This window comes from Corallococcus sp. AB045, assembly GCF_003668895.1.
In the GTDB taxonomy this organism is placed as follows: Bacteria; Myxococcota; Myxococcia; order Myxococcales; family Myxococcaceae; genus Corallococcus; species Corallococcus coralloides.
On the sequence record NZ_RAWN01000044.1, the window covers coordinates 26190 to 48919 of the forward strand.

Consider the following 22730-nt stretch of genomic DNA (forward strand, 5'->3'; position numbering starts at 1 on the left):
CTCAGGGGACCCGCGAGGCGAGGAAGGTCACCGCGAACCAGAGGAGGACGAACAGCGCCAGGTCGAAGAGCGCCGGGTGCCACACCCACCGGTAGACATGGAGCGCGGCCAGTCCCCGCCGCAGGGGCACACCGAGCGCCACCGCGACCAGCGCCCAGACGAGGAGCGCGGGGACGAAGACCCCCTGGACGTCCAGCTCTCCCCTCATCGCGCCGCCTCCAGGGGCGCTGCCCGGTAGGGCGCCGCGTCCGGAAACAGCGCGCGCCGCAACCCCACGAGCGCGAGCACCCCGTCGCGCTTCTGCGCGGAAGGCGGCGCGTCCGCCACGCTGCCCAACGTCGCGTCCAGCGCCCCGAGCAGCTCCACCGGAGGCGCCGTCACCCGCCCCAGCGAGCGCGCCCGGAAGTGCCCGGAGATGCGCTGGAGCAGCAGCCCCGCGGACAGGCTCGCGGCAGTCCCCACGTGCGGACGGACCCGCTGAAGGTCCACGACGTTCAAGCCCAGCCGCAGGTCCGCCAGCGCGTCCGCGGCCTCCAGCGCCTCGTCGCGGGACGTGGCCAGCGCCAGCCTCGGGGTGAGCATGCCCAGCCGGTCCAGCATGCGGCTCGTCCAGCCCAGGCGGTCCGGCACGCCCTCGGCGGAGGCCAGGCCCGCCAGCTCCCGCCACCCGGTGCGCAAGAGCCGGTGCGCGCTCCAGTCCGTGCCCACGGAGCGCAGGAAGCGGGTGGACAGCGCGGCGGCGATGAAGCCCACGGCCTGCGCCAGCGAGCTGTTGATGAACTCCGCCAGGTCCGCGGTGTAGCGCTCCTGGAGCGACAGCGTCCCCAGGAGGCCCAGCACCGCGATGCTCGCGCGCCCCGCCCACCGCGGATCCGCCATCAACACCCCCACGCCCAGGAGCGTGGGGGCCAGCGCGGCGGCCAGCAGGGGAAAACCGTCGATGCCGGGCAGGATGCCGAACAGGTACACCCCGCCCACGACGAAGGACACCCCGGTGAAGGCCAGCGCGGACAGGATGGCCGGCACCGGATCATCCTGGGTCGCGAAGAGGCAGCTGTAGACGGCCGCCATCATCGCCGCCGCGCTGCCCTCCGGCCACGCGAGCGAAATCCACACGGCGCAGCAGAGCAGCACGGCCGCCGCCGCCGCGATGCCGGACATGAGCGCCAGGCCCCGGTCGCGGTGCAGCGGACGCTGGACACGCGCGAGCAGGAGCGGCGTCAGGCGCTCCGGCGCGGGCCCGGTGGGGTCGCGGATGAAGGCGCGCAGGTCGCGGCAGTCCTGGACGGTGTCCACCAGCTCGCCCAGGCGCACGGCAAGGCTGGTGGTGACGAGCGCCGTCCAGTCCGCCTTCGCGTCCAGCGGCGGCGCGAGCGCGGCGCAGGCCTCGGAGAGCCGCTGGCCTTCGGCGCGAGCGGCGTCGGGCCCCGCCTGGATCCACGCGCTCAGCGCTTGGAGGAGCGTGTCCCGCCTGGCGTCGGGCCCTTTGCCCGAGGTCTGGAGGACGGCGAGCCGGTCCTCGATGCTGGAGAGGATGGGCAGCAGCATGGACATGCGCTCGTGCAGCGCGCGCACGGCGCCGGCCCTGGGGCGCAGGCCGGCGGTGTCGAACGGCAGGTGCGTCGCCAGCAGGTGGAGCGCGGTGACGTCCTCCGCCAGCCGGTGCCACTCGCGGCGCGTGCGCGCGTCCCTGCGGCCCGCGAGCGCGTCCTGGGCCCACCGGCCCGCGTCCGCGAGGAAGCCGTCGATTCGGTCCAGCAGCACCGGCCCCACCGGGCGCGGAAAGAGAGCGGTGTGCACGACGGTGGCGCACACGATGCCCAGGCCAATCTCCTCCACCCGCACCAGCGCAATGTCGAAGAGGGCCCCCGGCGAGGAGACACCGGGAAAGCCGATGATGGCCGCGGTGTAGCCGCCCAGCATGAAGACGTAGCTGCGCGGCGTGCGGTCCAGGAGCGCCAGGTACAGGCAGCAGCCCACCCACAGCGCCATCGCGAGCGACAGCAGCTCCGGTGCGTTCACCAGGTGGGGGACGAGCACGCACGCCATCACCGCGCCCAGCACCGTGCCCAGCAGCCGGAAGACGGCCTTCGAGCGCAGCGCGCCGGACAGCGGCTGGCTGACGACGTAGACGGTGATCATCGCCCAGTACGGTCTGGGCAGGGAGAAGCGCAGGCCGAGGAACAGCGCGGCCATCGCGGCGGCGAAGGTGTTGAGTGAGAACACCCATGCCCTGAGCCGCGGAGTCATCATCTCCGCGGGTCTAGGCCGCGCTCCCCGGCGCTGTCGTCAGCCCCGGAGTCTCACTCCTTCGTGAGGTCGTAGACCTCCTGGATGCTGTGGAGCGTCTGCACGAAGTCCAGCTTCAGGTCCTGGATGAGGCCGTTGCGCAGGTCGAACACCCACGAGTGCACGATGGGGAAGCCCCGCGACAGGTAGGACTTCTGCACGGCGGCCGTCTTGATGATGTTGATGCTCTGCTCCAGGACGTTGAGCTCCACCAGCCGCTCATAGCGCTTCGTCTCGTCCGAGATGCCGTCCAGCTCCTGCTTGTGGAACCGGTACACGTCCCGGATGTTGCGCAGCCAGGGGTTGAGGATGCCCAGGTCCTTGGGCTGCATCGCCGCGCGCACGCCGCCGCAGCCGTAGTGGCCGCAGACGATGATGTGCTTCACGTCCAACTGCCGGACGGCGTAGTTGATGACCGACATCACGTTGAGGTCGACGTTGTTGACCAGGTTGGCGACGTTGCGGTGAACGAAGACGTCACCCGGCGCCAGACCCATGATCTGGTTCGCGGGCACGCGGCTGTCCGAACACCCGATGTAGAGGAAGTCCGGCTGCTGCGACACCGACAGCTTGGTGAAGTAGTCCGGATCCGAGCGGAGCTGCTCCTCCGCCCAGGCCTTGTTGCTCTCGAAGATCTTGTCGTAGGGCGTCACGGCCCGGAAGGTCGCACGGGCAAACCCCACCGTCGAGCGGTCACTTCCTCCAGTGTTCACGCGCGACCACGGAGCATCCAGTCCCAGTACAGGCGCGGCAGTCCGTACTTCTTGAGCAGCCACAGGTCGCGGCGCTCCACGAAGGTGTTGATGAACGGCAGGCTCGGGGCGGGCTGGCCGTCGTAGTCGAACTCGGCGAGCAGCATCCGCCCGTAGCCCGTCACCAGCGGGCAGGACGCATAACCGTCATACCGCGCCGTGGGCTCGCGCCCCTCCATCACGGCCACCAGGTTCTCCACGAGCACGGGAGCCTCCGCCCGGACGGCGGCGCCCGTGCGCGACGTGGGCAGGTCGCTCGCGTCTCCAATGGCGAAGACGTTCGGATGGTCGGGGTGCTGGAGCGTGTGCTTGTGCGCCTTGACCCAGCCCGCGTTCGGACCGTCCTGATGGGCCAGCGCGCTGCGCTTGATGAAGTCCGGCGCGCTCTGCGGCGGCGTGACGTGCAGGAGGTCATAACCCAGCGTCACCCACTCCCGGCGCCCGTCGCGCGTCACCGCGAAGAGCGCCTCGCGGGTGTGCGCGCGCACCTCCACCAGGTCGTGGCTGAAGTGCGTCTGGATGCCGTAGCGGTCCACGACGCCCTCCAGCACCCGCGTGTAGGGCTGCACCCCGAAGAGCGCCTTGGCCCCCGAGCCGAAGACGACGCGCGACTTCCCCGCGAGCCCGCTGCGGCGCAGGTGGTCCGCCACCAGGTACATGATCTTCTGCGGCGCCCCCGCGCACTTCACGGGCGTGGCCGGGTGCGTGAACAACGCCGTGCCGCCCTGGAACGCCCGCACCATCTCCCACGTCTTCGGCGCCAGCCGGAAGTCGTAGTTGCTGGACACGTACGGCGTCTCCAGCGCCTCACGCAGGCCGCGCACCCGGTCCCAGTCCAACTGGATGCCCGGAGCGACCACCAGGAAGTCATAGGTCAGCCGCGCGCCGCCCCGCGTGAGCACCTGCTGACGGACGGGGTCCACCTCCTCCGCCCGGTCCTGGATCCACCGCGTCCCCTTCGGGATGTAGTCCGCCTCCGGCCGCACGGTGCTCGCGATGTCCGCGGCGCCAGCGCCCACCAGCGTCCACAGCGGCTGGTAGAAGTGCTGCGCCGAGGGTTCGAGCACGGCGACGCCCCGCACGCCCTTGCGCCGCAGCCGCGCCGCGACCGTGAGGCCCGCGGTGCCGCCGCCGATGATCAGCACCCGGTGGTGCTCGGGCGAAGGCTTGAGGGATGGAGGAGCGTTCATGGGAGCAAGCCGCGAGCCTGCCCACGACAGCCCCACCGCGCCAGTTGCCCCGCGAGGCGAACGCACGTTGCCGGGTCCACATCAAATATCGGCAGACTTCCCTTTATCGGAGCTCGCGTTCCATCGGACAATTCGCGGAAGGCGCTGAAGCCTCTTCTCCGCCCGCGGCCCCCGTGCACCGGAGATTCCGACATGCTCTTCCGCCAGCTCTTCGACTCCGAGTCCTCGACCTACACGTATCTCATCGGTGATGAGGCCACGCGCCAGGCCGTGCTCATCGATCCGGTGCTGGAGCAGGTGGACCGCGACCTGCGGCTCGTGGGTGAGTTGGGGCTCGTCCTCTCCCACGTCTTCGACACCCACGTGCACGCGGACCACGTCACCGCGTCCGGCACGCTGCGGGAGCGCACGCGGTGCCAGGTGGTGGCTGGAACAGGCGGGGCCCGGTGCGCCGACCTGCGGGTGCGGCACGGCGACACGGTGCACGTCGGACAGTGCGCCTTCCAGGTGCTCGCCACGCCGGGCCACACGGACGACAGCGTGAGCTACCTGCTGGGCGACCGCGTCTTCACCGGGGATGCCCTGATGGTGCGGGGCAACGGCCGCACCGACTTCCAGAACGGGAGCGCGAGCCAGCTCTACGACTCCATCACCCGCGTCCTCTTCCAGCTCCCGGACGCGACGCTCGTCTACCCCGCGCACGACTACCACGGGAACACGGTGACGAGCATCGGCGAGGAGAAGCGCCACAACCCGCGGGTCGCGGGCAGGAGCCGCGAGGAGTTCATCGAGGTGATGAACAACCTCCACCTGCCCCGCCCCAAGAAGATCGACCTGGCCGTCCCGGCCAACCGCGCCTGCGGGATGACTCAAGCCCCCGCGCCGGAGGCCTGACCTCAGGCCGGCTTCGCCAGCTCCGCGTCAATGGCCTGGAGGAGGCGCGGATCCTCCGCCGTCACGTCCGGCGCGAAGCGGCCCACGACGCGGCCATCGCGGCCGACGAGGAACTTCTCGAAGTTCCACTGCACTTCCGGCCGCGGGTTGGCTTCGATGCCGTAGCCCTTGAGGTTCGCGCGCATGGGCCCCTCGCCCGTGGCGTCCGGGATGGCGCCCGTCAGCGCGTGGTAGAGCGGGTGCTTGTCCTGCCCCACCACGGAGATCTTCGAGTACAGCGGGAAGGTCACGTCGTACTTCAAGGTGCAGAACTGCTGGATCTCCGCCTCGCTGCCCGGCTCCTGGCCCATGAAGTTGTTCGCGGGGAAGCCCAGCACCTCCAGGCCCTGCCCCTGCCGGCTCGCGTAGAGCTTCTGCAGTCCTTCGTACTGGGGCGTCAGGCCGCACTTGGAGGCGACGTTCACCACCAGCAGGACCTTGCCCTGGTGCTGGCCGAGCGTCCGGGGAGCGCCGTCGATGCCGGTGAGGGGGATGTCGTAGAGGTTCTGGCTCATGTTCAGGCTCGGTCTCCGTCTGAGGGGGCGGCCACTCTAGCCCAGGCCCGCCAGGGGGCGGCCCCGAGCAGGTCCGGCAAAGTGCCAGCCCCGGTGTGGTGATTTGCGGCGGTCGCGGCGCGGCGCAAGGTGCCGGCCCCTGGAGGGAACGGCTGGCCCGGGCCTTGCGTTGTGTGGACTCCCTCGCACTCCATGCACCGTCTCCTCGCCCCCCTCGTCCTCCTGCTCGTTGCCCTGGCCAGCGTGGCGGGCGGAGCCGTGTGGTTCATCCAGCGCGACCGGCAGGCGCTCGTGGAACAGTTCGGGGGAGACCGGCAGGCCCAGCTGGAGGAGGCCGCCAGCGGCGTCGCCCGGTCGCTGGAGGACCTGGGGGACAACCTGCGCTTCGCGAGCGAGCTGCTCGCCCAGCCCGGCTCCGCGGGAGACCATCACAACGAGCTGCGCGCCCTGTTGGAGGCCGTGGGCCAGTACCGGGCCATCGCCGTGCTGGGCCCGGACGGCGAGGAGCGGCTCTTCCTGGTGGACTACAAGTCGCGCCACCTGCCGAGGGAGGCCGTCCATCCCCCGGCGCTCGCGGACACCGCGAGGCAGGCGCTCACGGCCCCGGTGGGGCACGTCATTCCGTCGCATCCCATCGAAGGCGCCGCGTCCTCCGGGTGGATGCGTGTCTTCGCCATCCGCATCGACTCCGACACGCCCGGGGGCGGAGGCGCCATCGCCATCCTCGTGGACACCGAACCGCTCTTCGCGCCGCTGCGCATGGTGACGGTGGAGGAGAACACGCGCCTGCTCCTCTTGGGCGCCCACGGCACGCCCGCGCCCATGAGCGACCCGGCGCTCGCGTCGTGGCACCGGCGGCTGGGTGAACCCGAGGGCAAGCTCGTGCCGGGCTTGCGCACCCTGGTGGCGAGGATGCGCGCGGGCGCGGCCGGGACGCTGCGGATCAACGAGGCGGAGGCCGCGCGCCTGGGCCTGGGGGCCGCGGACGCGGTGGCCACGTTCCGTCCCCTGCGCATGCGGGGCGAGGCCTCCTGGTCCGTGGCGACGCTCTCCTCCACGAGCGCCCTGCGCGCCCACGAGCGCACCCTGGTCCTGCGCCTGTCGCTGGCGGCGCTGCTCGTGGCGGTGTTCCTGGTGGCGTTCGGGACCTACGTGGTGCTCGCCAACCGCCGGGCGGTGGCGCTCCAGGAGAGCCTGCGCCACGCCGCGAGGTTCGCGCACCTGCATGAGAAGACGCAGAAGATCCTCGATCACATCCCCACGGGCATCCTGGCCCTCGACCGCGAAGGCCGCATCAGCGCCGTGAACCAGGCCTTGCGCGCGCGGCTGCCAACCACCGCCGTGGGCAGCACCCTCCCGGAGGCCTTCCCCACCGCGCCCACGGCCGCGGTGCAGCGGCTGACGGCGCTGGTGCTGGCCGCGCGGGACAAGGGCGCAGTGCGCAGCCTGCACGGCGAACCGCTCAGCCTCTTCAACGAGAAGGACCAGTTCAACGTCCATGCCGTCCCGCTGGAGCACGGCGACGGAGAGGCGAGCACGCTGCTGGTGCTGGAGGACCTGAGCAACGTGCGCATGCTGGAGGATCAGCTCCTGCGCGCGGAGAAGCTGGCCACGGTGGGCGTGCTCGCCGCGGGCGTGGCGCATGAAATCGGCACGCCGCTGGGCATCATCCGGGGCCACGCCGAGTACATGCTCCAGAAGGTGGGCGGCGTGGAGCACCCGCAGGGCCGGGGCCTCAACGCCATCGTCACGCAGATCGACCGCGTGAGCCGCATCATCCGCCAGCTGCTGGACCTCTCACGCCTCCAGCCCGCGCGCGCCGGCGTCGTCCCCCTGGCGCCTCTCGTGCGGGGCCTCCAGGAGCTGCTCGACGTGGAGGCCGAGCGACGGCACGTCCACTTGGAGCTGGACGTGCCCGAGCGGCTGCCCAGCCTCGCGGCGGACGCGGATCAGCTCCAGCAGGTGCTCCTCAACCTCGCCCTCAACGCCTGTGACGCGTGCAGCGCCGGAGGCCACGTGCGGCTGAGCGCCACGACGTGCATGGCGGGAGATGCCCAGGCGGTGGAGATCCGCGTCCAGGACGATGGCCGTGGCATCGCGCCGGAGCACCTGCACCAGGTCTTCGACCCCTTCTTCACCACCAAGAAGCGGGGCCAGGGCACGGGCCTGGGTTTGAGCGTGGTGGCGCAGATCGTCCGCAACCACGGTGGCCAGGTGGGGGTCGAAAGCGAGCCCGGCCGGGGCACCGTCTTCACGTTGCGGTGGCCGGTGGCCGCCGCTTCCGGCTGGGAGGAACGGCATGCCGTCTAGCGCGCGCATCCTCGTGGTGGATGACCACGAGGAGATGGGACAGATGTTGAAGGACCCCCTCACGGACGCGGGCTACCGCGTGGACCTGTCCACGGGCGGCGCGGACGCCATCGCGCAGCTGAGGGCCCGCGTCTACGACGTCGTCCTGTGCGACCTGCGCATGGAGGAGGTGGACGGGCTGGACGTGCTCGCGGCGGCGCGCCGTCACGACCCGGAGCTCCCGGTGCTCCTGATGACCGCCTTCGGCGCGGTGGAGAGCGCCGTGGAGGCGATGAAGCGCGGCGCCTACCACTACCTCACCAAGCCCTTCCGCCTGGACGAGGTGCTGCTCCACGTCGGGCGCGCGCTGGAGTCCCGGCGCCTGCGGACCGAACACCGCGACCTCAAGCGCCAGGTGGCCCAGCGCGGTGGCCTGGGCTCGCTCCTGGGCCACAGCGTGCCCATGCGGACGCTCTATGAGCTCATCGACCGCGTGGCGGCCTCGGAGGCGCCGGTGCTCATCCGGGGCGAGAGCGGCAGCGGCAAGGAGCTGGTCGCCAGGGCGCTCCACTCCGAAGGGCCCCGGAGCCAGGCGCCCTTCGTGGCGGTCAACTGCACCGCCCTGCCCCACGCCCTGCTGGAGAGCGAGCTGTTCGGCCACCTCAAGGGCGCCTTCAGCGGAGCCACGACCACGCGCCGGGGCCTCTTCGTGGAGGCGGACGGAGGCACGCTCTTCCTCGACGAAATCGGGGACATGCCCCCGGAGCTCCAGGCGAAGCTGCTGCGCGTGCTCCAGGACGGCGAGGTGCGGGCCGTGGGCGCGGATGGCTCGCGCCGCGTGGACGTGCGCATCCTGGCCGCCACGCATCAGGACCTGGACGCGCGGGTGAAGGAAGGCCGCTTCCGGGCGGACCTCTTCTACCGGCTCAACGTCGTCTCGCTCCGGGTGCCGCCGCTGCGCGAGCGCACGGAGGACATCCCGAAGCTCGCCGAGCACTTCGTGACACAGGCTCGCGCCCGCAATCCGCGCTCCGCCGTCACCACCCTGTCCCCGGAGGTCGTGGCCACGCTCACGCGCATGCCCTGGCCCGGCAACGTGCGCGAGCTGGAGAACCTGGTGGAGCGCTTGGTTGTCCTGGGAGCGCAGCCCACCGTGGACCTGGCCCAGCTGCGCCTGCACACCGCGGACGCCGCGCCAGAGGTCCACCCGCTGGCCGCGGCCCACGGACAGGTGGTGCCGCTGAGACAGCTGGAGGGTGAATACATCGCGTGGGTGGTCGCCCGCTGTGGAGGCAACAAGACACGCGCGGCGGAGCTGTTGGGGATTGATGTCTCCACCATCCACCGCAGGGAGAAGACCGACAGCGGCGTTTCGCAACGCTAGGACGACGCGCTTTGCGAGTCATCGCGCCCCCCCCGCGCGAGACTCCAGACGGAGGGACCGCGGCACAGCCCTTGCTCATGTATCAGGGCATGAACCGAACCCACCTGTTCCTCCTGATGTCAGTCATTGGCCTCTCTGGTTGCGCCAGGCGCGCGGCCAACACCAGCACCACCGACGCGGCGACCCACGCGCCGGCCCCCACCACCAGCGACCGTGGCAACGCGGCGCGGCCCGCGCCCGACGACACGGAGCAGGCGCTCGCGGCGCTCAACGCCGCGCCCATCTACTTCCCGCTCGACTCGTCCCTGCTCCCGTCCGAGGCCACCGACGAGCTGTCGCGCATCGCCCAGGCCCTGCGTCAGCGAAGCCTCGCGAAGGTGACGGTGGCGGGCCACACCTGCGAGCTGGGCACGACGGAATACAACATCGCGCTGGGCCAGCGCCGCGCCGCCAGCGTGCGCGCCTACCTGGTGAACCTGGGCGTCGAGCCCGGGCGCATCTCCGTCATCTCCTACGGCGAGGAGCGGCCCGCGGACACGAACGCCCCGGAGAAGAACCGCCGCGCGGAGTTCTCCTTCCGCCTGGCCGAACAGGCCCGCGCCGGCGAGCTGTAGACCCTTTCATCGACCTCCCACCGAGTCCCCATCCACATGAGCCCCAGCGAAAACGCCCCCCTTCCGCCGTCTCCCGTCCGTTACCTCCGCTGGCCCCTGGGCATCGCCGCCGTCGTGACGCTCCTGGGCGGTTCGAGCTACTTCCTCCTGCGCACGTCGGAGCCGCCTCCCGCCCCCACGCCGTCAATCGCCGAGCCCACGCCTCCGGCGCCGCCTCCGCCCCCGGCGGTGCAGCTCTCCGGCACTGATACTCATGTGAGGGAGCTGTTGAAGGGACTCTCCAGCGACGCGGACTTCGCGCGCTGGCTGTCCTCCGAGGACCTGGCCCGCCGCTTCGCCGCGTCCGTGAACCTGGTCGCGGAAGGCCAGAGCCCGCGCATGCCGCTGTCCTTCATGGCGCCCACCGGGACCTTCCGCGTGACAAAGCGTCACGGCCACACGGTGACGGCGCCGGAGAGCCATACCCGTTACGACGGAGTGGCCCGCGTCATCACCTCCCTGGACGCGAAGAAGGCGGGACAGGTGTATCAGGAGCTCAAGCCGCTGCTGGACGCCGCGCACGCGGAGCTGGCCCCGCCGGGCCGGAGCCTGGATGCGACCCTGTCGCAAGCCATCGGGCGGCTCACCCGCGTCTCCGTCCCCAAGACGCCTCCGGAGCTCATGACGAAGGGCGCGCTCTACGTCTACGCGGATCCGAACCTGGAAGCGCTGGGCGCGGCGGAGAAGCACCTGCTGCGCATGGGCCCTGCGAACATGCGCAAGGTGCAGGAGAAGCTCACCGAATTGGCGGCCGCCCTGGGGATGCCGTCGCAGGAGCAGGCCCGCGGACCGTAGCGCGCTGCTTCTCCCACCCACGGGGGCGTGCAAGGCTGTCCGGACCGCATGCTCTACACGCCCCGAAGCTTCCAGGAGTCGGACCTCTCCACGCTGCACGCGTTCATGAAGCAGCACGCCTTCAGCACGGTCATCTCGCACGGCTCGGGGATCAACGTCTCGCACCTGCCGCTCATGCTGGTGCCGGACCGGGGCGACAAGGGCACGCTGCTGGGGCACCTGGCGCGCGCCAACCCACACTGGAAGGACTTCGACGGCGAGCGGCCGGCCCTCTGCGTCTTCCATGGGCCCCACGCGTACATCTCACCCACCTGGTACAAGGTGCGGCCCTCCGCGCCGACGTGGAACTACGCGGTGGTGCACGCGCTCGGCCGTCCGCGAATCATCGACACGCAGGCGGAGCTGTCGAAGCTGATCGACGTGATGCTGGCGGAGTACGAGCCCGCGAGCGGAGCCCCCGGCCACGCGGCCCACCTGCCAGAGGAGGTCCGCGCGCAGCTGCTGGAGCACATCGTCGGCTTCGAGCTGCCCATCGAGGAATTGCAGGGCAAGTTCAAGCTGGGCCAGAACCGCTCCGCGGAAGACCAGGCGGGAATGATGGAAGGGCTCGCGGGTCAGGGCGGCGATGCGCTGGCCCTGCTCGAGCTGATGCGCAAGCGGTCCCGCACGCGCGGCCCCTCCTGAGAGAGGCGGCGGGCGACATGCCTTTCCCAGCCTGCCTGCTTCGCCGACTGGCAGGAGCCCCCCCCACGGCACAGCTTTGGGAGGACCATGGACGTCCCCGCCTCGCTGCTCGACTTCTCGCTGGTCCAGGGAACCTCACTCGACCGGCGGCACCGCTTCCCCCGTCTCGACCGGGTCTCGCTGCCCGTGCGCGTCGCCAGCCTGATGCTGGTGAGCTGGCTGCCGCTCCTCGTCCTGTCGCTCCTGGAGGGTGGGACGGCGGCACACGCCTTCCTGAGCAACGTGGCGACCCATGTCGAGTTCCTGGTGTCCCTACCGCTGCTCGTCGCGGCCGATGGATACATCGACATGCGCCTCGCGGCGGCCGTGCGCCATTTCGTCATCTCGGAGCTGATTGATGCGAAGAACCTGCCCCGCTACGAGTCCATTGCTCGCGACGCGATGCAGGGGCGGCGAAGCGGCGTCATCGAGGCCGGGTTGATGGTCCTCTCCTTCGCCGCGTCCTTCGTGCACGCACCCTACCTGCCGAACCGTCCGGCCTGGCTCCATGCGGAGCCCGGGGGCCCGCTCACCCTGGCCGGGTGGTGGTACCTCGCGGTGAGCATGCCGATCATCCGGTTCCTGCTCCTGCGCTGGCTGTGGCGGGCGATCCTGTGGGCGATGTTCCTGTTCAAGGCCTCCAGGCTGCCGCTCGCTTTCGTGCCCACCCATCCAGACTCGGCGGGCGGCCTGGGCTTCCTGGGCACAAGCCAGGCCAGCTTCTCGGTCATCGTCCTCGCGTTGTCCTCCACGCTCACCGCGCAGCGTCTGGCGCACGCCTCCAGCGCGAACGTCACCGGCTACGCCCTTCACCTGTTCGCCTTCGCGCTCATCTGCCTTGCCGTCGTCTTCTCGCCGATGGTGTTCTTCTTCCGTCAGCTCTTGATGGCGAAGCGAAGGGGGGACCATGCCTACTCGGGTGTGGCGTCCTGGCACTCGCGGCGTTTCGAGCGGCGGTGGTTCCACCACGAGATACCGAAGGGACTGGAGCCGCTGGGCGCGCCCGAGTTCTCCTCGCAAACGGACCTGAATACGTCCTTCAACGTCGCGCGCGGCATGCGCTGGTTCCCGGTGGACCTCCGCGCGGCGCTGGGCGTCGTCGCCGCGGCCATGGCGCCCATGGTGCCCCTGCTCCTCGCCGACCGGCGCTTCATCGAAGTGATGCTGGCGCTCGGCAAGAGCGTGCTCTGACCTCGCTATCGAGCTGTGCGCGATGATGGGCGCGAAGGCATTTCCTCCCGGATGATCAGCAGCCCATCCACGACCGTTGCCCAGGGGGCCTTCATCCACGAGGAATAGGTCAGGAGACGGGCCACCCTGGGCCCGAAATCACGAAGCTGGCGCCCATCCAGATACCGGGTGTCCGCGCTGTGGTTCGCGAACGCCTGGCCCTCCAGCGAATCAGGCGTCGCGGGTGCGAGGACAAACGTGTGGGCACTGGCGCCGATGGAATGGCTCCCGGAGCTCGCGGAGAACCCCAGCACGAAGGACTGGTCCCCGAACCGCTCACGGACATAGGAGCCGAGCGGAATCCTCTGCCGGTCGTCCGACTCCAGGCTCGACATGTCCTTCGCGGCATGAACGGTGGCAGTCCAGACAATGGCTTTCCGGGGCTGGGGGGACTGGGACAGGAGCCATTCCAGGTTCATGAACATGGAGCGATCTCGCGCGATGTCATGACCCCAGTCCCAGGGCCCATCAGGCTGAGCCTGCTTCCGGGCCCGCGCGGCGGCCTCACGGGTGAAGTTCCTCACCAGATTGCGGGCGATCTGCAACTGCGCGGGTGTCGCTGGCGCTTCGGGCCTGGAGAGCGCCGACTCCAGCTCCTTCGCGCAGCCCAGGAGGTCCTTCGCGGTCTCCGCCGTGTACGGGTGGGTTTCGTCATACCGCCAGGCCAGGTGCCGATCGAGCGCCGCTCCGCACTCCGCCTGCCGCGGGCCGGTGAACAAGGGGCTGAGCTCACGCGCCATCTCCTTCGTCGCCCAGGTGCCCCGGTTGATCTGATCATCAATCCCACCGACCGCGAGGGTTCCCGCCCGGAGCCGCTCGGCTAGAAAAGGAATCAGGGGCGCCATCTCCGGACTGGCCCACATCCCGCCAATGGCAGCCGCGAGCGTGTCATCGCTGACGGGCTGGCCCGCTTTCAGCAGCGTCTGGATGTGGAGGAAGTCATAGGTGCCGGTCTCGATGAAGAAGGCGTCGTACTGGCATTCCTCCACCAGCCGGCGGGTCAACTCCACCTTGAAGGCCACGGTCCTGGCGCTGCCGTGATGGGATTCCTCCCCCAGCAGCGCCATCTGTTTGCCGCAAAGCTCCCGGACGATCCGGTCGGCGTCTGAAACCCGAGGGGCTTCGCTTCGGGGTGACGAGGCACAGCTCGAAAGCAAGGGAATCAGGAGCAGCAGGTATCTCATTCGGGGTCTCCAGGAAGGAGCATGCTCCGAGGCGCTCTCCCAGTGAAACAGTGGGCAAGCCGCCAGCCTTGTGGGTCTACCCAGCCCCTGTCTGCCCGGCCGCCCATCTCCTCTATACTTTCGCCATGCACGCAGGGCAGCGACGTCAGGCGACAGGCGTCACCAAGACGGACCCCATCACGAACGGTGGAGGCGAGGAGCGGGTCGCGGGGTACGCGCAGCGGATCGCCGTGGTCGTCCACCACGAGCATGGCGCCGAGCTGGGGTTGCTGACGCCCGACGTTCCCTTGACCCTCGGCCGTGACGAGCCCTCCGGCCTGCGCATCCACGACCGGCGGCTCTCGCGCGTCCATGCGCGCCTGCTGCTCTCCGACCAGCGCATCACCGTGGAGGATCTCGACTCGACCAATGGCACCTGGGTCGCCGGCAGGCGCATCCAGACGGCCTCGCTCGAAGTCGGTGATGAGTTCCGGCTCGGCGGGCTGCCCGCGCGGATCCACGCGCTGGGCCGGTCGGGGCAGTCGCTCCGGCTGGAGGGAGATGCGCTCTTCCGGCAGGCCGTGGACGACGAGGCGGCACGGGCGCGGCAGTTCCACCGCCCCTTCGCCCTGCTCGTGGTGCGCGCCGCGCGGGCCCGGGGCCAGGGTGCGCCGCCTTCGATTGATGAGCACGTCCACCGTTGGTTGGAGCACGTGCACGGCCTGCTGCGCCCGGTGGACCGGATGGCGCCCTACGGCAGCGACGCCGTGCAGTTCCTGCTCCCGGAGACCGGCCCCGAGGACGCGACGCGCCTCGCGCACGCCATCGCCGCCCTTCCGCGCGACTCCAGCCCCCAGCTCGTGGTGGGCGTAGCGCTCTTCCCGGGAGCGGCCGGCACGGTGGAGGAGCTCATCGAGCTGGCGCGCGCGGCCGCCAACCGGGCCGGGCCTGAGAAGCCCGTGGAGCTGACCTCGACGGCGCCGTGGTTCGACAGCGGCACCGTGGCCCAGGGCGACCTCGTCGCGGGTGCTGCCATGCACGGGCTGCTGGAGACCGCGCGCCAGGTCTCGGCCTCTCGCGTCCCGGTCATCCTCCATGGGGAGACAGGCACGGGGAAGGAGGTGCTGGCGCGCTTGCTTCACGAGCAGGGCCCCCGGCGCTCCCAGCGGATGGTGCGCGTCAACTGCGGCGCCATTCCCAAGGAGCTCGTCGAAAGCACGCTCTTCGGCCATGAGCGCGGGGCCTTCACCGGCGCGGGCAATTCGAAACAAGGCGTCTTCGAGGAGGCCCATGGCGGCACGGTCTTCCTCGACGAGATTGGCGAGATGCCGCTCACGGCGCAGGTGGCGCTGCTGCGCGTGCTGGAGACCGGCGCCTTCTCACGCGTGGGGGCCAGCAAGGAGCTCACCGTCGACGTCCGCGTCGTCGCGGCGACGCACCGGGACCTCGAGAGCATGGTGGCTGCCGGGAGCTTCCGGGAGGACCTCTACTACCGGCTCAACGCCATCATCCTGGCCATTCCCCCGCTGCGAGAGCGGCAGGATGAAATCGAACCGCTCGTGCACCGCTTCCTGCGGCTCGCCAACGAGAGCAATGGCCGCGCGGTCCAGGGCTTCGAGCCCGCGACGCTGGAGCTGCTGCGGGCCTACGCCTGGCCTGGGAACGTGCGCGAGCTGAAGAACGCCATCGAACGCGCTGTCGTGGTCGCACGGGGGGCGCTGCTCACCCCCAGCGACCTGCCAGCGCGAGTGCAGGCAGCGGGCGCACCGCGGCCTCCCGCCGCGCCACCCGTGCCCGGGCCCGGGCAAGAAGCCCCGGACCCGGCTCGCGAGCGGGTGCGGGACTACGAGGCGCGGCTCGTCCAGGAGGCACTCATCGCGACGGGCTGGAACCGGACCGAGGCGGCGAAGCGTCTGGGCATCCCGGTGCGGACGCTGTCCTATCGGATGAAGGTCCTGGGTCTCAAGAAGCCGTAGCGCGCTCCCAATGACTCTCATCTCAAGGCCGGGTGAGCCGGTCATGCTCGGGGACTATCGCGTCACCCGCATCCTGGGCCAGGGCGGGATGGGGGTGGTGTACCGGGCCGAGCACCGCGAGCACGCGGTGCCGGTGGCCCTCAAGACGGTCCGCGCGTCCTCGGAAGCCTTGCTCGCGGGCATCCGCCGGGAGATCCACGCGCTCCGGCGTCTGGATCATCCGGGCATCGCGCGCATCCTCGACGAAGGTTTATCGGAGGGCCTGCCCTACTACGTGATGGAGCTCTTCGAGGGGGGAACCCTGCGAAGCCACCTCGGGTCCGCCGCTGGGCACATGTCCGGGGCGGGGCTGCCCACGTCCACCGAAACCGCCGTGACGGGCGAGCTGGCGGAAACCCTCCCCGCGCAAGCGACGCCCATCGAACGCGCCAGGGCCGACCTGCCCGCGCTCCGTGCGCGGCTGTCCGTGATTCGAAGGCTCTGCGCGCCGCTCGCGCACCTGCACGGTGAGGGCTTCGTCCACCGGGACCTCAAGCCGGAGAACATCTTCATCCGGGAGGACGGACGGCCCGTGCTCGTGGACCTGGGCATCGCCGCGTCGTTCAGCGGCGCCGCGAGCCGCGAGGAGCTGGCCGCCGAAGGGCGCGTCGTGGGCAGCGTGGCCTACATGGCGCCCGAGCAACTGCGGGGCGAGCTGGTGGATGCGCGCGCGGATCTCTACGCGCTGGGCTGCATCCTCTATGAGTCCATCGTGGGCCGCCCGCCGTTCACCGGCTCGTGGGCCGGCTCCATCGTGTTCCAGCACCTGAACGAGCCGCCCGCGCCCCCCTCGCGCTACGTCGAAGGCCTCCCGGAAGAGCTCGAATGGCTCGTGCTGCGGCTGCTCGAGAAGCGCCCGGAGGCCCGGCTCGGCTACGCCGAGGACGTGGCCCACGTGCTCGACACGTTGGGTGTCGAAGGCGACGAGCGCGAGGGCACGCCACGGCCCAGGAGCTATCTCTATCGCCCCGGGCTCGAAGGCCGCGAGGGCCCGCTGGCGGCCCTGGGAAGCGCGCTGGAGCAGCTGCGCCAGGAGCGGCGCGGACAGCTCATCCTCCTGGAGGGGGAGAGCGGCGTGGGGAAGACGCGGCTCGCCATGGAGGTGGCCCTGCTCGCCTCCCGGCGCCAGGTGAAGACGCTGACCGGGCAGTGCGCCCTGTTGGACATGTCCTCCCTGGAGCAGGGACGGATCGCCGTGGCGCTCCATCCCTTCCGCCCGCTCCTGCAATGGCTCGCGGACCGCTGCCGCGAACGGGGCGACGCGGAAGCAGAAAGGCTGTTGGGCACCGGCGCCAGGTGGCTCGCGCTCTACGAGCCCGCGCTGGTGGAGCTTCCCTGGGTGCGGGGGCTGCCGGAGCTCCCGGTGCTGCCGCCGGCCGTGGCCCAGCCACGAATCCTGGAAGCCTTGCGCAAGGCGTTCGCGGCGCTCACGGAGGAGCAGCCCGTCCTGCTCGTCCTCGACGACCTGCAATGGGCCGACGAGCTCTCCCTCGCGTTCTTGCAGTTGGTGGCGGCCCGGAGTGGTGAGCCCGGATTGCTCATCCTGGGCACCTGCCGCCTGGGCGAGACCGGCGCCGAGCTCACCGCGCTCCTGGGCTCGACGGGGATCCGGAGGATCGCGCTCGGCCGGCTCGACACGGCGAGCGTGGGGACTTTGGTGGCCGGGATGCTGGCCTTGCGCGAGTCACCGGCGGAGCTGGTGGACTTCCTGGCGGACAGCTCCTCAGGCAATCCCTTCTTCGTCGCGGAGTACCTGCGCGCGGCCATCGACGAGGGGCTGCTGGTGCGGGACAGGAACGGAGCCTGGAAGCTCCGCTGGCCTGGAGCCGAAACGGACAAGCGGGCGCGCCACCTGCTCCTGCCGCACACGCTGGCCGCGCTCATCGAACGCCGCCTGTCCGGAGTGGGTGGCGCCGGGAGGGCCCTGGTGGAGCACGCCTCGGTCCTGGGGCGCGAGTTCGACGGCGCGCTGCTGCCCACCCTGGCCGGGCTCGCGGAGGCGGAGGTGCTCGACGGGCTCGGGGAGCTGCGCAGGCGGCAGCTCATCGAGGAGACCGCCTCCGGACGGCTGCGCTTCGTCCACGACAGGTTCCGGGAGGTCGCCTACGGGCGCATGGCCCTGGAGCGGCGGCGAGAGCTCCATCTGGGCGCGGCCCACCTGCTGGAGTCGCGCTTCCGCGACGTCCCCGACCTCTTCCCGGAGCTCGGGCACCACTTCTCGCAGGCGGGCCTCCACGACAAGGCGATCCTCTATCTGGGCCACGCGGCGGAGCGGGCGCGGGCCACGTACGCCAACGGAGAGGCCATCCGCCTCTACCAGGCAGTGCTCCACGAGATGCAGCAGGCCGGAGAGCAACTCCGGGCCGTCCTGCTCCACGAGGCGCTCGGAGACGTGCTCTCCCTGGTGGGGCGACACGAGGAGGCCCGGTCTTCCTACGCCTTCGCCATGGAGGGCACCGCCGCCGGGAAGCGCCTGGACCTCGCGCGCCTGCATCGCAAGGCGGGCAAGGCCTGGGAGACGCAGCACGCGCATGAAGCCGCGCTCACGGCCTACCTCACCGCGGAGCGGGTCCTGGGTGAAACCCCTCCCGAAGCCGCGGAGGCGTGGTGGAACGAGTGGCTCCAGGCACGGCTGGATCAGCTCGCGGTGCACTACTGGACGGCGCGGCTGGACGTGATGGAGGAGCTGTCGCGGAGCCTCCAGCCCAACATCGAGCGGCACGGCACGCCCCTTCAGCGGGCCCGCTTCTTCCAGGTGCGCGTCCAGCGCAACCTGCGCGCGGAGCGCTACCTGGTCTCCGAGGAGACCGTGCGCTTCGCCCGGGACTACCTGCGGGCCAGCGAGGCTGCGGGCAGTCCAGCGGAGCGCGCCGAGGCGGAGTGCGTACTCGCATGCGTGCTGCTGTGGCACGGCGCGCTGGAGGAGGCCGCGGCCCGCATGACCCTGACGGTGGAGCAGGCCCGGCGCACAGGGGACGTGGCCATGGAAGCGTATGGGCTCGCCTACCTGCCGCAGATTCACCGGCGGCAGGGCGCCATCGAAGCGACGCGCGAAGCCGCGACACGAAGCCTGCGGGCCGCCGAAGCCGGCAATATGACGAGCTATGTCGGCGCGGCCCGGGCCAACCTCGGTTGGGTGGCCCTGCGCGAGGGCCGAACCGGTGAAGCGAGGACAGAGTGCGAGGCTGCACTCCAGTGCTGGGCCACGACTTCCCGCGTCTACCCTTTCGAGTGGCTGGCCTTATTGCCCCTCATGAAATTGGACATTCTAGAGGCGCGCCTGGAGGAGGCCTCGCTGCGGGTGGCACGTCTGGTGGAACCCACACAACAGCACCTGCCCGAACCGCTCACCGCCGCCATCCGCGAAGCCCGGAAGGCCTGGAGCAGCGGCCGCGAGGAGGTCTCACGGATGGGCCTTCAGTACATTCTCAAGGCAGCACAGCGCGCCGGATATCTGTAGACCCCCTCACAACCCCAGACACAAGGAAAGCCATGTCCCAGACAACACAAGACGAAAAACTGACCATCTCGTTCGAGGTGACCCGTTCGCCTGATCGCGAGCCGGAAGGCGCCACCCGGGACAGGACTCCTGGCGGCAGGCATCACCTGGAGGTTGGCGGCGCCGCGCGACTGACGGCAGTCAATGCCAAGGGGGACATCAAATGGACCTTCAAGCCGCCCGGGCTCGCGCCCCCCGTAAGCACACAGTCTAGTCCTCACAATGCCATCGACGTCGATGGCATGGCCTTCGGTCAGGTCGACGTCACGGCGCATGACCCGGTGACCAACCTGACCGAGCAGCTGACCTTCTTCTGTGGCTCAGTGGTCATCATCGGAGCAGATGACAAACAATGGCGCATCTATGCCGACGGCACCGGCCATAACTTGGACCACAACCCCACCCTCGACAAGCTCGTTGCTTGCAATGCAATCGTGGCCAACCTGACGGACCCGGACCTGCTAACGCACAAGCCTGAATCGGAGCCGTATGTCACGTGCTACGTGTTGAATCTCAAGAGCTTCAAGTTCAACCCTTGACGACAACGCCCAAGGGCTTCCACGCGGGCACGCACCGGCTCCACGCGCCCGAGGCAACAATCGAGCGCGTGCGGAGCCTGCTGCCCGTGATGGGCATCACCCGCGTCGCCAACGTCACGGGCCTGGACACCATCGGCATCCCGGTGGTGATGGTCATCCGGCCCAACGCGCGCTCGCTCTCCGTGTCCCAGGGCAAGGGCGCCACGCTCGCCGCGGCCCGGGCGTCCGGGCTGATGGAGGCCATCGAGCTGTATCACGCCGAGCACATCCCCCTGCCCCTCAAGCTCGCCACCTTCAACGAGCTGCGGTTCACCCACCGGATGGTGGACGTCCTGGGGCTGCCAGCGCTGTCCGTGAGCCGGTTCGACGGCCACTTCCGCACGCTCTGGACGGAGGGCCGGAACCTCTTCGACGGGGCCCCCACCTGGGTGCCCTACGAGATGGTCCACATGGACTTCACGCTCCCCCTGCCCTCGGGGAGCGGCTCGTTCCTGATGAGCTCCAGCGGCCTGGCCTCGGGCAACCACCCGCTCGAGGCGGTGAACCATGCGCTCTGCGAGCTCATCGAGCGGGACGCCGCCACCCTCTTCCGCTGCTCCAGCCAGCAGGCCCAGGACCGCCGCAGGGTGGACTTGAGCACCGTGGATGACCCGGGCTGCCAGGCCCTGCTCGGGCAATACGCGCGGGCCGGGGTGGAGGTCGGCGTCTGGGACATCACCTCCGACGTCGGCGTGGCGGCGTACTCCTGCACCATCGTGGATGGGGACCCCTCGCCCCAGCGGCCCATTGGTCCCATGGGGGGCATGGGCTGCCATCCCTGCCGGGGGGTGGCGCTCTCCCGCGCGCTCACCGAGGCGGCCCAGAGTCGGCTCACCCTCATCACGGGCTCGCGCGAGGACGTGCGCCACCTGACGCCCCACGGGCCGGAGGCGGAGTACGAGGCCGCCCTGCGGATGCGGGACCGGCTCCGCGCCGAACCACGGGTCCAGGGATTCCACTCCGCTCCCGACGTGCGGACCGACACGCTGGAGGAGGACCTGACCTTCCTGCTCGAACGCCTGCGGGCGGTGGGGCTCCGGGAGGCCATCGCGGTGGAACTGACGCGGCCTCCCTTCAGCATCCCGGTGGTGCGGGTCATCGTGCCGGGGCTCGAACCGCTCAATGACATCCCCGGCTACGTGCCGGGCGCCCGGGCCCGGCGCCGCCTTTCGGAGGACACGCCATGAACGTGGTCATCTTCGCGGGGCCCACGCTCTCCGCCAGTGAAGGCGCGCGCGTGCTCGATGCCACCTATCTCCCGCCAGCGGCGCAGGGGGACCTCTACCGGGCGGCGCTCGGCAAGCCCGTGGCCATCGGGCTCATCGACGGCTACTTCGAGCGGGTGCCCTCGGTGTCCCACAAGGAGATCCTCTGGGCCATGAAGCAGGGCGTGCACGTCTTCGGCGCCGCGAGCATAGGTGCGCTGCGCGCCGCGGAGCTGTCTGCCTTTGGCATGGAGGGCGTGGGGGAGATCTTCAAGTCCTTCGAGAGCGGTGCCCTGGAGGACGATGACGAGGTCGCGGTGGTGCACGCCGACGCAGAGGACGGCTACCGGCCGTTCTCCGAGGCGATGGTCAACCTCCGCGCGACGCTCCAGGCCGCACAGGCCACGGGAGTGCTGGGTGAAGACACGCGAAGCACCCTGGAGTTCTTCGCCAAGGGCCTCTTCCACGCGGACCGGACCTGGCCAGCGCTCTTCCAGCAGGCCCAGGAGACGGGGCTCGACGCGGCCGGGCTCGATGCCTTCCGCCGCTTCGTGACGGAGCATCGCGTCGACCAGAAGCGGCTCGACGCGTTCGAGCTGCTGCAAACCCTGCGCGCACGGCTGGAGGCGGGCCTTCCCCCGAAGGACACCCGCTTCGCCTTCTTCCATACCGACGCATGGGAGCACGTTCGCCAGAAAGCCGAGGCCACGCCCTCGCCCGACCCGGCCTCTTTCCGCTACTTGTAACCCTTTGCGACTTCGCTCAACGAACTCCGGTCGAAAAGCACAGGCGTGGATGTCCGCAGAGTGAACTCTCGCCCCAATTTAAACTCAGCCCACTCGTTCAGAATCGAGAGCGGCAGCACCTGAAGACAATTCCGCTGAGGGCCTGACCACAGGCTCGCTGCCAGCCCGTCACCGAGCGATAGGACGACATGGTCATGGCCGGTCTTACCGGCAAACCAGACAACTTGGCCTACTGCAATCCTGTCTGCAGGGGCAACGGGATCGGACAATTTGAAATAACCCAAACACTCAAGAACGAAAGTCTCACTGTCGCCGTATGCCCCCTTCAGGGTCTCTTCGATGATCTTGAGCGACGCAGCTTTATGCCGCAGCGCGAAGCAACAGATAACAAATACTGCCTGAAAGCAATTATACGACTGACCTGCATCGAACAGCTTCTTCCAGTCGCCTGTTTTAGCGGCAGCGATGTACGCATCGTAGGGCTCCGCAAACCACTTCCACCTGCCATTCAATGTCAACAAGGAGTGCCTGAGTATCTTCCCCACTTGGCTCGCCGCCTGTTGCTGACTTCCAAGGTGAGGGACATTGGAGGGACCGGATTGGGCGACCGGGGGGGACAAGACGGCTTTCCGAACGCGGCGCTGGAATTGCTCCCGGAGACTCCCTAGATCATCGGGAACTGGATGAGCGGGACGCGGAATCGCGTCGGGGACAACCCATCGCTTGCACGTCAGGCAGTATCGGAGGTCCATTCCCTGCTTGACGACCAAG

19 protein-coding genes are annotated in these 22730 nt (G+C 69.9%); 12 read left to right on the top strand and 7 right to left on the bottom strand.

Features of this window, described 5'->3' with window-relative positions; all coding sequences use genetic code 11:
* Position 1 precedes the first annotated feature (1 nt).
* From D7Y21_RS13280 to D7Y21_RS13295, 4 genes are read right to left on the bottom strand one after another with little or no spacing between them, the layout of a single operon-like run.
* The gene (locus D7Y21_RS13280; RefSeq protein WP_120562762.1) at positions 2-208 is read right to left on the bottom strand and encodes a DUF1656 domain-containing protein; all 207 of its coding nucleotides are present in this window, start codon (positions 206-208) and stop codon (positions 2-4) included.
* On the bottom strand, positions 205-2253 hold the full coding sequence (locus D7Y21_RS13285; protein ID WP_120562761.1) for an FUSC family protein: 2049 nt from the start codon (positions 2251-2253) through the stop codon (positions 205-207). The genes D7Y21_RS13280 and D7Y21_RS13285 overlap by 4 nt, the downstream gene beginning before the upstream one ends.
* A gap of 50 nt (positions 2254-2303) precedes the next feature.
* Positions 2304-3002, bottom strand: a complete 699-nt coding sequence (locus D7Y21_RS13290; protein ID WP_233591504.1) for a carbonic anhydrase — start codon at positions 3000-3002, stop codon at positions 2304-2306.
* Positions 2999-4231, bottom strand: a complete 1233-nt coding sequence (locus D7Y21_RS13295; RefSeq protein WP_120562759.1) for an FAD/NAD(P)-binding oxidoreductase — start codon at positions 4229-4231, stop codon at positions 2999-3001. The genes D7Y21_RS13290 and D7Y21_RS13295 overlap by 4 nt, the downstream gene beginning before the upstream one ends.
* A gap of 192 nt (positions 4232-4423) precedes the next feature.
* Here D7Y21_RS13295 and D7Y21_RS13300 point away from each other — a divergent pair, with 192 nt between their 5' ends.
* Positions 4424-5125 (top strand): MBL fold metallo-hydrolase, encoded by a 702-nt coding sequence (locus D7Y21_RS13300; protein WP_120562758.1) that lies wholly within the window; start codon positions 4424-4426, stop codon positions 5123-5125.
* Positions 5126-5127: 2 nt separating this feature from the next.
* Here the strand turns inward: D7Y21_RS13300 and D7Y21_RS13305 are convergent, their stop codons facing one another.
* Positions 5128-5679 (bottom strand): glutathione peroxidase, encoded by a 552-nt coding sequence (locus tag D7Y21_RS13305; protein ID WP_120562757.1) that lies wholly within the window; start codon positions 5677-5679, stop codon positions 5128-5130.
* 192 nt (positions 5680-5871) lie between these two features.
* Here D7Y21_RS13305 and D7Y21_RS13310 point away from each other — a divergent pair, with 192 nt between their 5' ends.
* The 6 genes from D7Y21_RS13310 to D7Y21_RS13335 all read left to right on the top strand — a co-directional run bounded on the left by D7Y21_RS13310 (position 5872) and on the right by D7Y21_RS13335 (position 12714).
* The gene (locus tag D7Y21_RS13310; protein WP_120562756.1) at positions 5872-7989 is read left to right on the top strand and encodes an ATP-binding protein; all 2118 of its coding nucleotides are present in this window, start codon (positions 5872-5874) and stop codon (positions 7987-7989) included.
* A complete protein-coding gene (locus D7Y21_RS13315) occupies positions 7979-9352 on the top strand; it encodes a sigma-54 dependent transcriptional regulator (protein WP_120562755.1) in 1374 nt (457 codons plus the stop codon). The genes D7Y21_RS13310 and D7Y21_RS13315 overlap by 11 nt, the downstream gene beginning before the upstream one ends.
* A gap of 89 nt (positions 9353-9441) precedes the next feature.
* The gene (locus tag D7Y21_RS13320) at positions 9442-9966 is read left to right on the top strand and encodes an OmpA family protein (protein ID WP_120563262.1); all 525 of its coding nucleotides are present in this window, start codon (positions 9442-9444) and stop codon (positions 9964-9966) included.
* 36 nt (positions 9967-10002) lie between these two features.
* Entirely contained in the window at positions 10003-10800 is a 798-nt protein-coding gene (locus D7Y21_RS13325; protein WP_120562754.1) for a DUF3014 domain-containing protein, read from the top strand.
* A 48-nt stretch (positions 10801-10848) separates the two neighbouring features.
* Entirely contained in the window at positions 10849-11484 is a 636-nt protein-coding gene (locus tag D7Y21_RS13330) for an FMN-binding negative transcriptional regulator (RefSeq protein ID WP_120562753.1), read from the top strand.
* An 87-nt stretch (positions 11485-11571) separates the two neighbouring features.
* A complete protein-coding gene (locus D7Y21_RS13335) occupies positions 11572-12714 on the top strand; it encodes a hypothetical protein (protein WP_120562752.1) in 1143 nt (380 codons plus the stop codon).
* A gap of 5 nt (positions 12715-12719) precedes the next feature.
* On the opposite strand, the gene D7Y21_RS13340 is transcribed toward D7Y21_RS13335, so the two are convergent.
* Entirely contained in the window at positions 12720-13820 is a 1101-nt protein-coding gene (locus tag D7Y21_RS13340) for an erythromycin esterase family protein (RefSeq protein WP_233612084.1), read from the bottom strand.
* Between the two features lie 242 nt (positions 13821-14062).
* Between D7Y21_RS13340 and D7Y21_RS13345 the strand changes: the two genes are divergently transcribed.
* Genes D7Y21_RS13345 through D7Y21_RS13365 form a run of 5 tightly spaced genes read left to right on the top strand, consistent with a single transcriptional unit; the run spans position 14063 to position 21959 of the window.
* Entirely contained in the window at positions 14063-15892 is a 1830-nt protein-coding gene (locus D7Y21_RS13345) for a sigma 54-interacting transcriptional regulator (protein ID WP_121713521.1), read from the top strand.
* Positions 15893-15935: 43 nt separating this feature from the next.
* Positions 15936-19391, top strand: a complete 3456-nt coding sequence (locus D7Y21_RS13350; RefSeq protein WP_158627284.1) for a serine/threonine-protein kinase PknK — start codon at positions 15936-15938, stop codon at positions 19389-19391.
* A gap of 32 nt (positions 19392-19423) precedes the next feature.
* Positions 19424-19969: a hypothetical protein gene (locus D7Y21_RS41415; RefSeq protein ID WP_147469267.1), complete on the top strand. Its 546-nt coding sequence runs from the start codon at positions 19424-19426 to the stop codon at positions 19967-19969.
* Positions 19966-21195 (top strand): YcaO-like family protein, encoded by a 1230-nt coding sequence (locus tag D7Y21_RS13360; RefSeq protein ID WP_233612085.1) that lies wholly within the window; start codon positions 19966-19968, stop codon positions 21193-21195. Before D7Y21_RS41415 ends, D7Y21_RS13360 begins: the two co-directional genes overlap by 4 nt.
* Complete coding sequence (locus tag D7Y21_RS13365) at positions 21192-21959, top strand: TfuA-like protein (RefSeq protein WP_121713527.1); 768 nt, start codon at positions 21192-21194, stop codon at positions 21957-21959. Before D7Y21_RS13360 ends, D7Y21_RS13365 begins: the two co-directional genes overlap by 4 nt.
* On the opposite strand, the gene D7Y21_RS41420 is transcribed toward D7Y21_RS13365, so the two are convergent.
* Positions 21950-22504 (bottom strand): hypothetical protein, encoded by a 555-nt coding sequence (locus tag D7Y21_RS41420; RefSeq protein ID WP_147469268.1) that lies wholly within the window; start codon positions 22502-22504, stop codon positions 21950-21952. The two genes, D7Y21_RS13365 and D7Y21_RS41420, sit on opposite strands and share 10 nt — an antisense overlap.
* Positions 22505-22730: the final 226 nt, after the last annotated feature.

What these genes read in the sequence shown, in the direction of transcription:
- D7Y21_RS13280 (WP_120562762.1), bottom strand. Translation starts at nt 208, where the DNA reads ATGAGGGGAGAGCTGGACGTCCAGGGGGTCTTCGTCCCCGCGCTCCTC.
- D7Y21_RS13285 (WP_120562761.1), bottom strand. Translation starts at nt 2,253, where the DNA reads ATGATGACTCCGCGGCTCAGGGCATGGGTGTTCTCACTCAACACCTTC.
- D7Y21_RS13295 (WP_120562759.1), bottom strand. Translation starts at nt 4,231, where the DNA reads ATGAACGCTCCTCCATCCCTCAAGCCTTCGCCCGAGCACCACCGGGTG.
- D7Y21_RS13300 (WP_120562758.1), top strand. Translation starts at nt 4,424, where the DNA reads ATGCTCTTCCGCCAGCTCTTCGACTCCGAGTCCTCGACCTACACGTAT.
- D7Y21_RS13305 (WP_120562757.1), bottom strand. Translation starts at nt 5,679, where the DNA reads ATGAGCCAGAACCTCTACGACATCCCCCTCACCGGCATCGACGGCGCT.
- D7Y21_RS13310 (WP_120562756.1), top strand. Translation starts at nt 5,872, where the DNA reads ATGCACCGTCTCCTCGCCCCCCTCGTCCTCCTGCTCGTTGCCCTGGCC.
- D7Y21_RS13315 (WP_120562755.1), top strand. Translation starts at nt 7,979, where the DNA reads ATGCCGTCTAGCGCGCGCATCCTCGTGGTGGATGACCACGAGGAGATG.
- D7Y21_RS13320 (WP_120563262.1), top strand. Translation starts at nt 9,442, where the DNA reads ATGAACCGAACCCACCTGTTCCTCCTGATGTCAGTCATTGGCCTCTCT.
- D7Y21_RS13325 (WP_120562754.1), top strand. Translation starts at nt 10,003, where the DNA reads ATGAGCCCCAGCGAAAACGCCCCCCTTCCGCCGTCTCCCGTCCGTTAC.
- D7Y21_RS13330 (WP_120562753.1), top strand. Translation starts at nt 10,849, where the DNA reads ATGCTCTACACGCCCCGAAGCTTCCAGGAGTCGGACCTCTCCACGCTG.
- D7Y21_RS13335 (WP_120562752.1), top strand. Translation starts at nt 11,572, where the DNA reads ATGGACGTCCCCGCCTCGCTGCTCGACTTCTCGCTGGTCCAGGGAACC.
- D7Y21_RS13340 (WP_233612084.1), bottom strand. Translation starts at nt 13,820, where the DNA reads ATGGCGCTGCTGGGGGAGGAATCCCATCACGGCAGCGCCAGGACCGTG.
- D7Y21_RS13345 (WP_121713521.1), top strand. Translation starts at nt 14,063, where the DNA reads ATGCACGCAGGGCAGCGACGTCAGGCGACAGGCGTCACCAAGACGGAC.
- D7Y21_RS13350 (WP_158627284.1), top strand. Translation starts at nt 15,936, where the DNA reads ATGCTCGGGGACTATCGCGTCACCCGCATCCTGGGCCAGGGCGGGATG.
- D7Y21_RS41415 (WP_147469267.1), top strand. Translation starts at nt 19,424, where the DNA reads ATGTCCCAGACAACACAAGACGAAAAACTGACCATCTCGTTCGAGGTG.
- D7Y21_RS13365 (WP_121713527.1), top strand. Translation starts at nt 21,192, where the DNA reads ATGAACGTGGTCATCTTCGCGGGGCCCACGCTCTCCGCCAGTGAAGGC.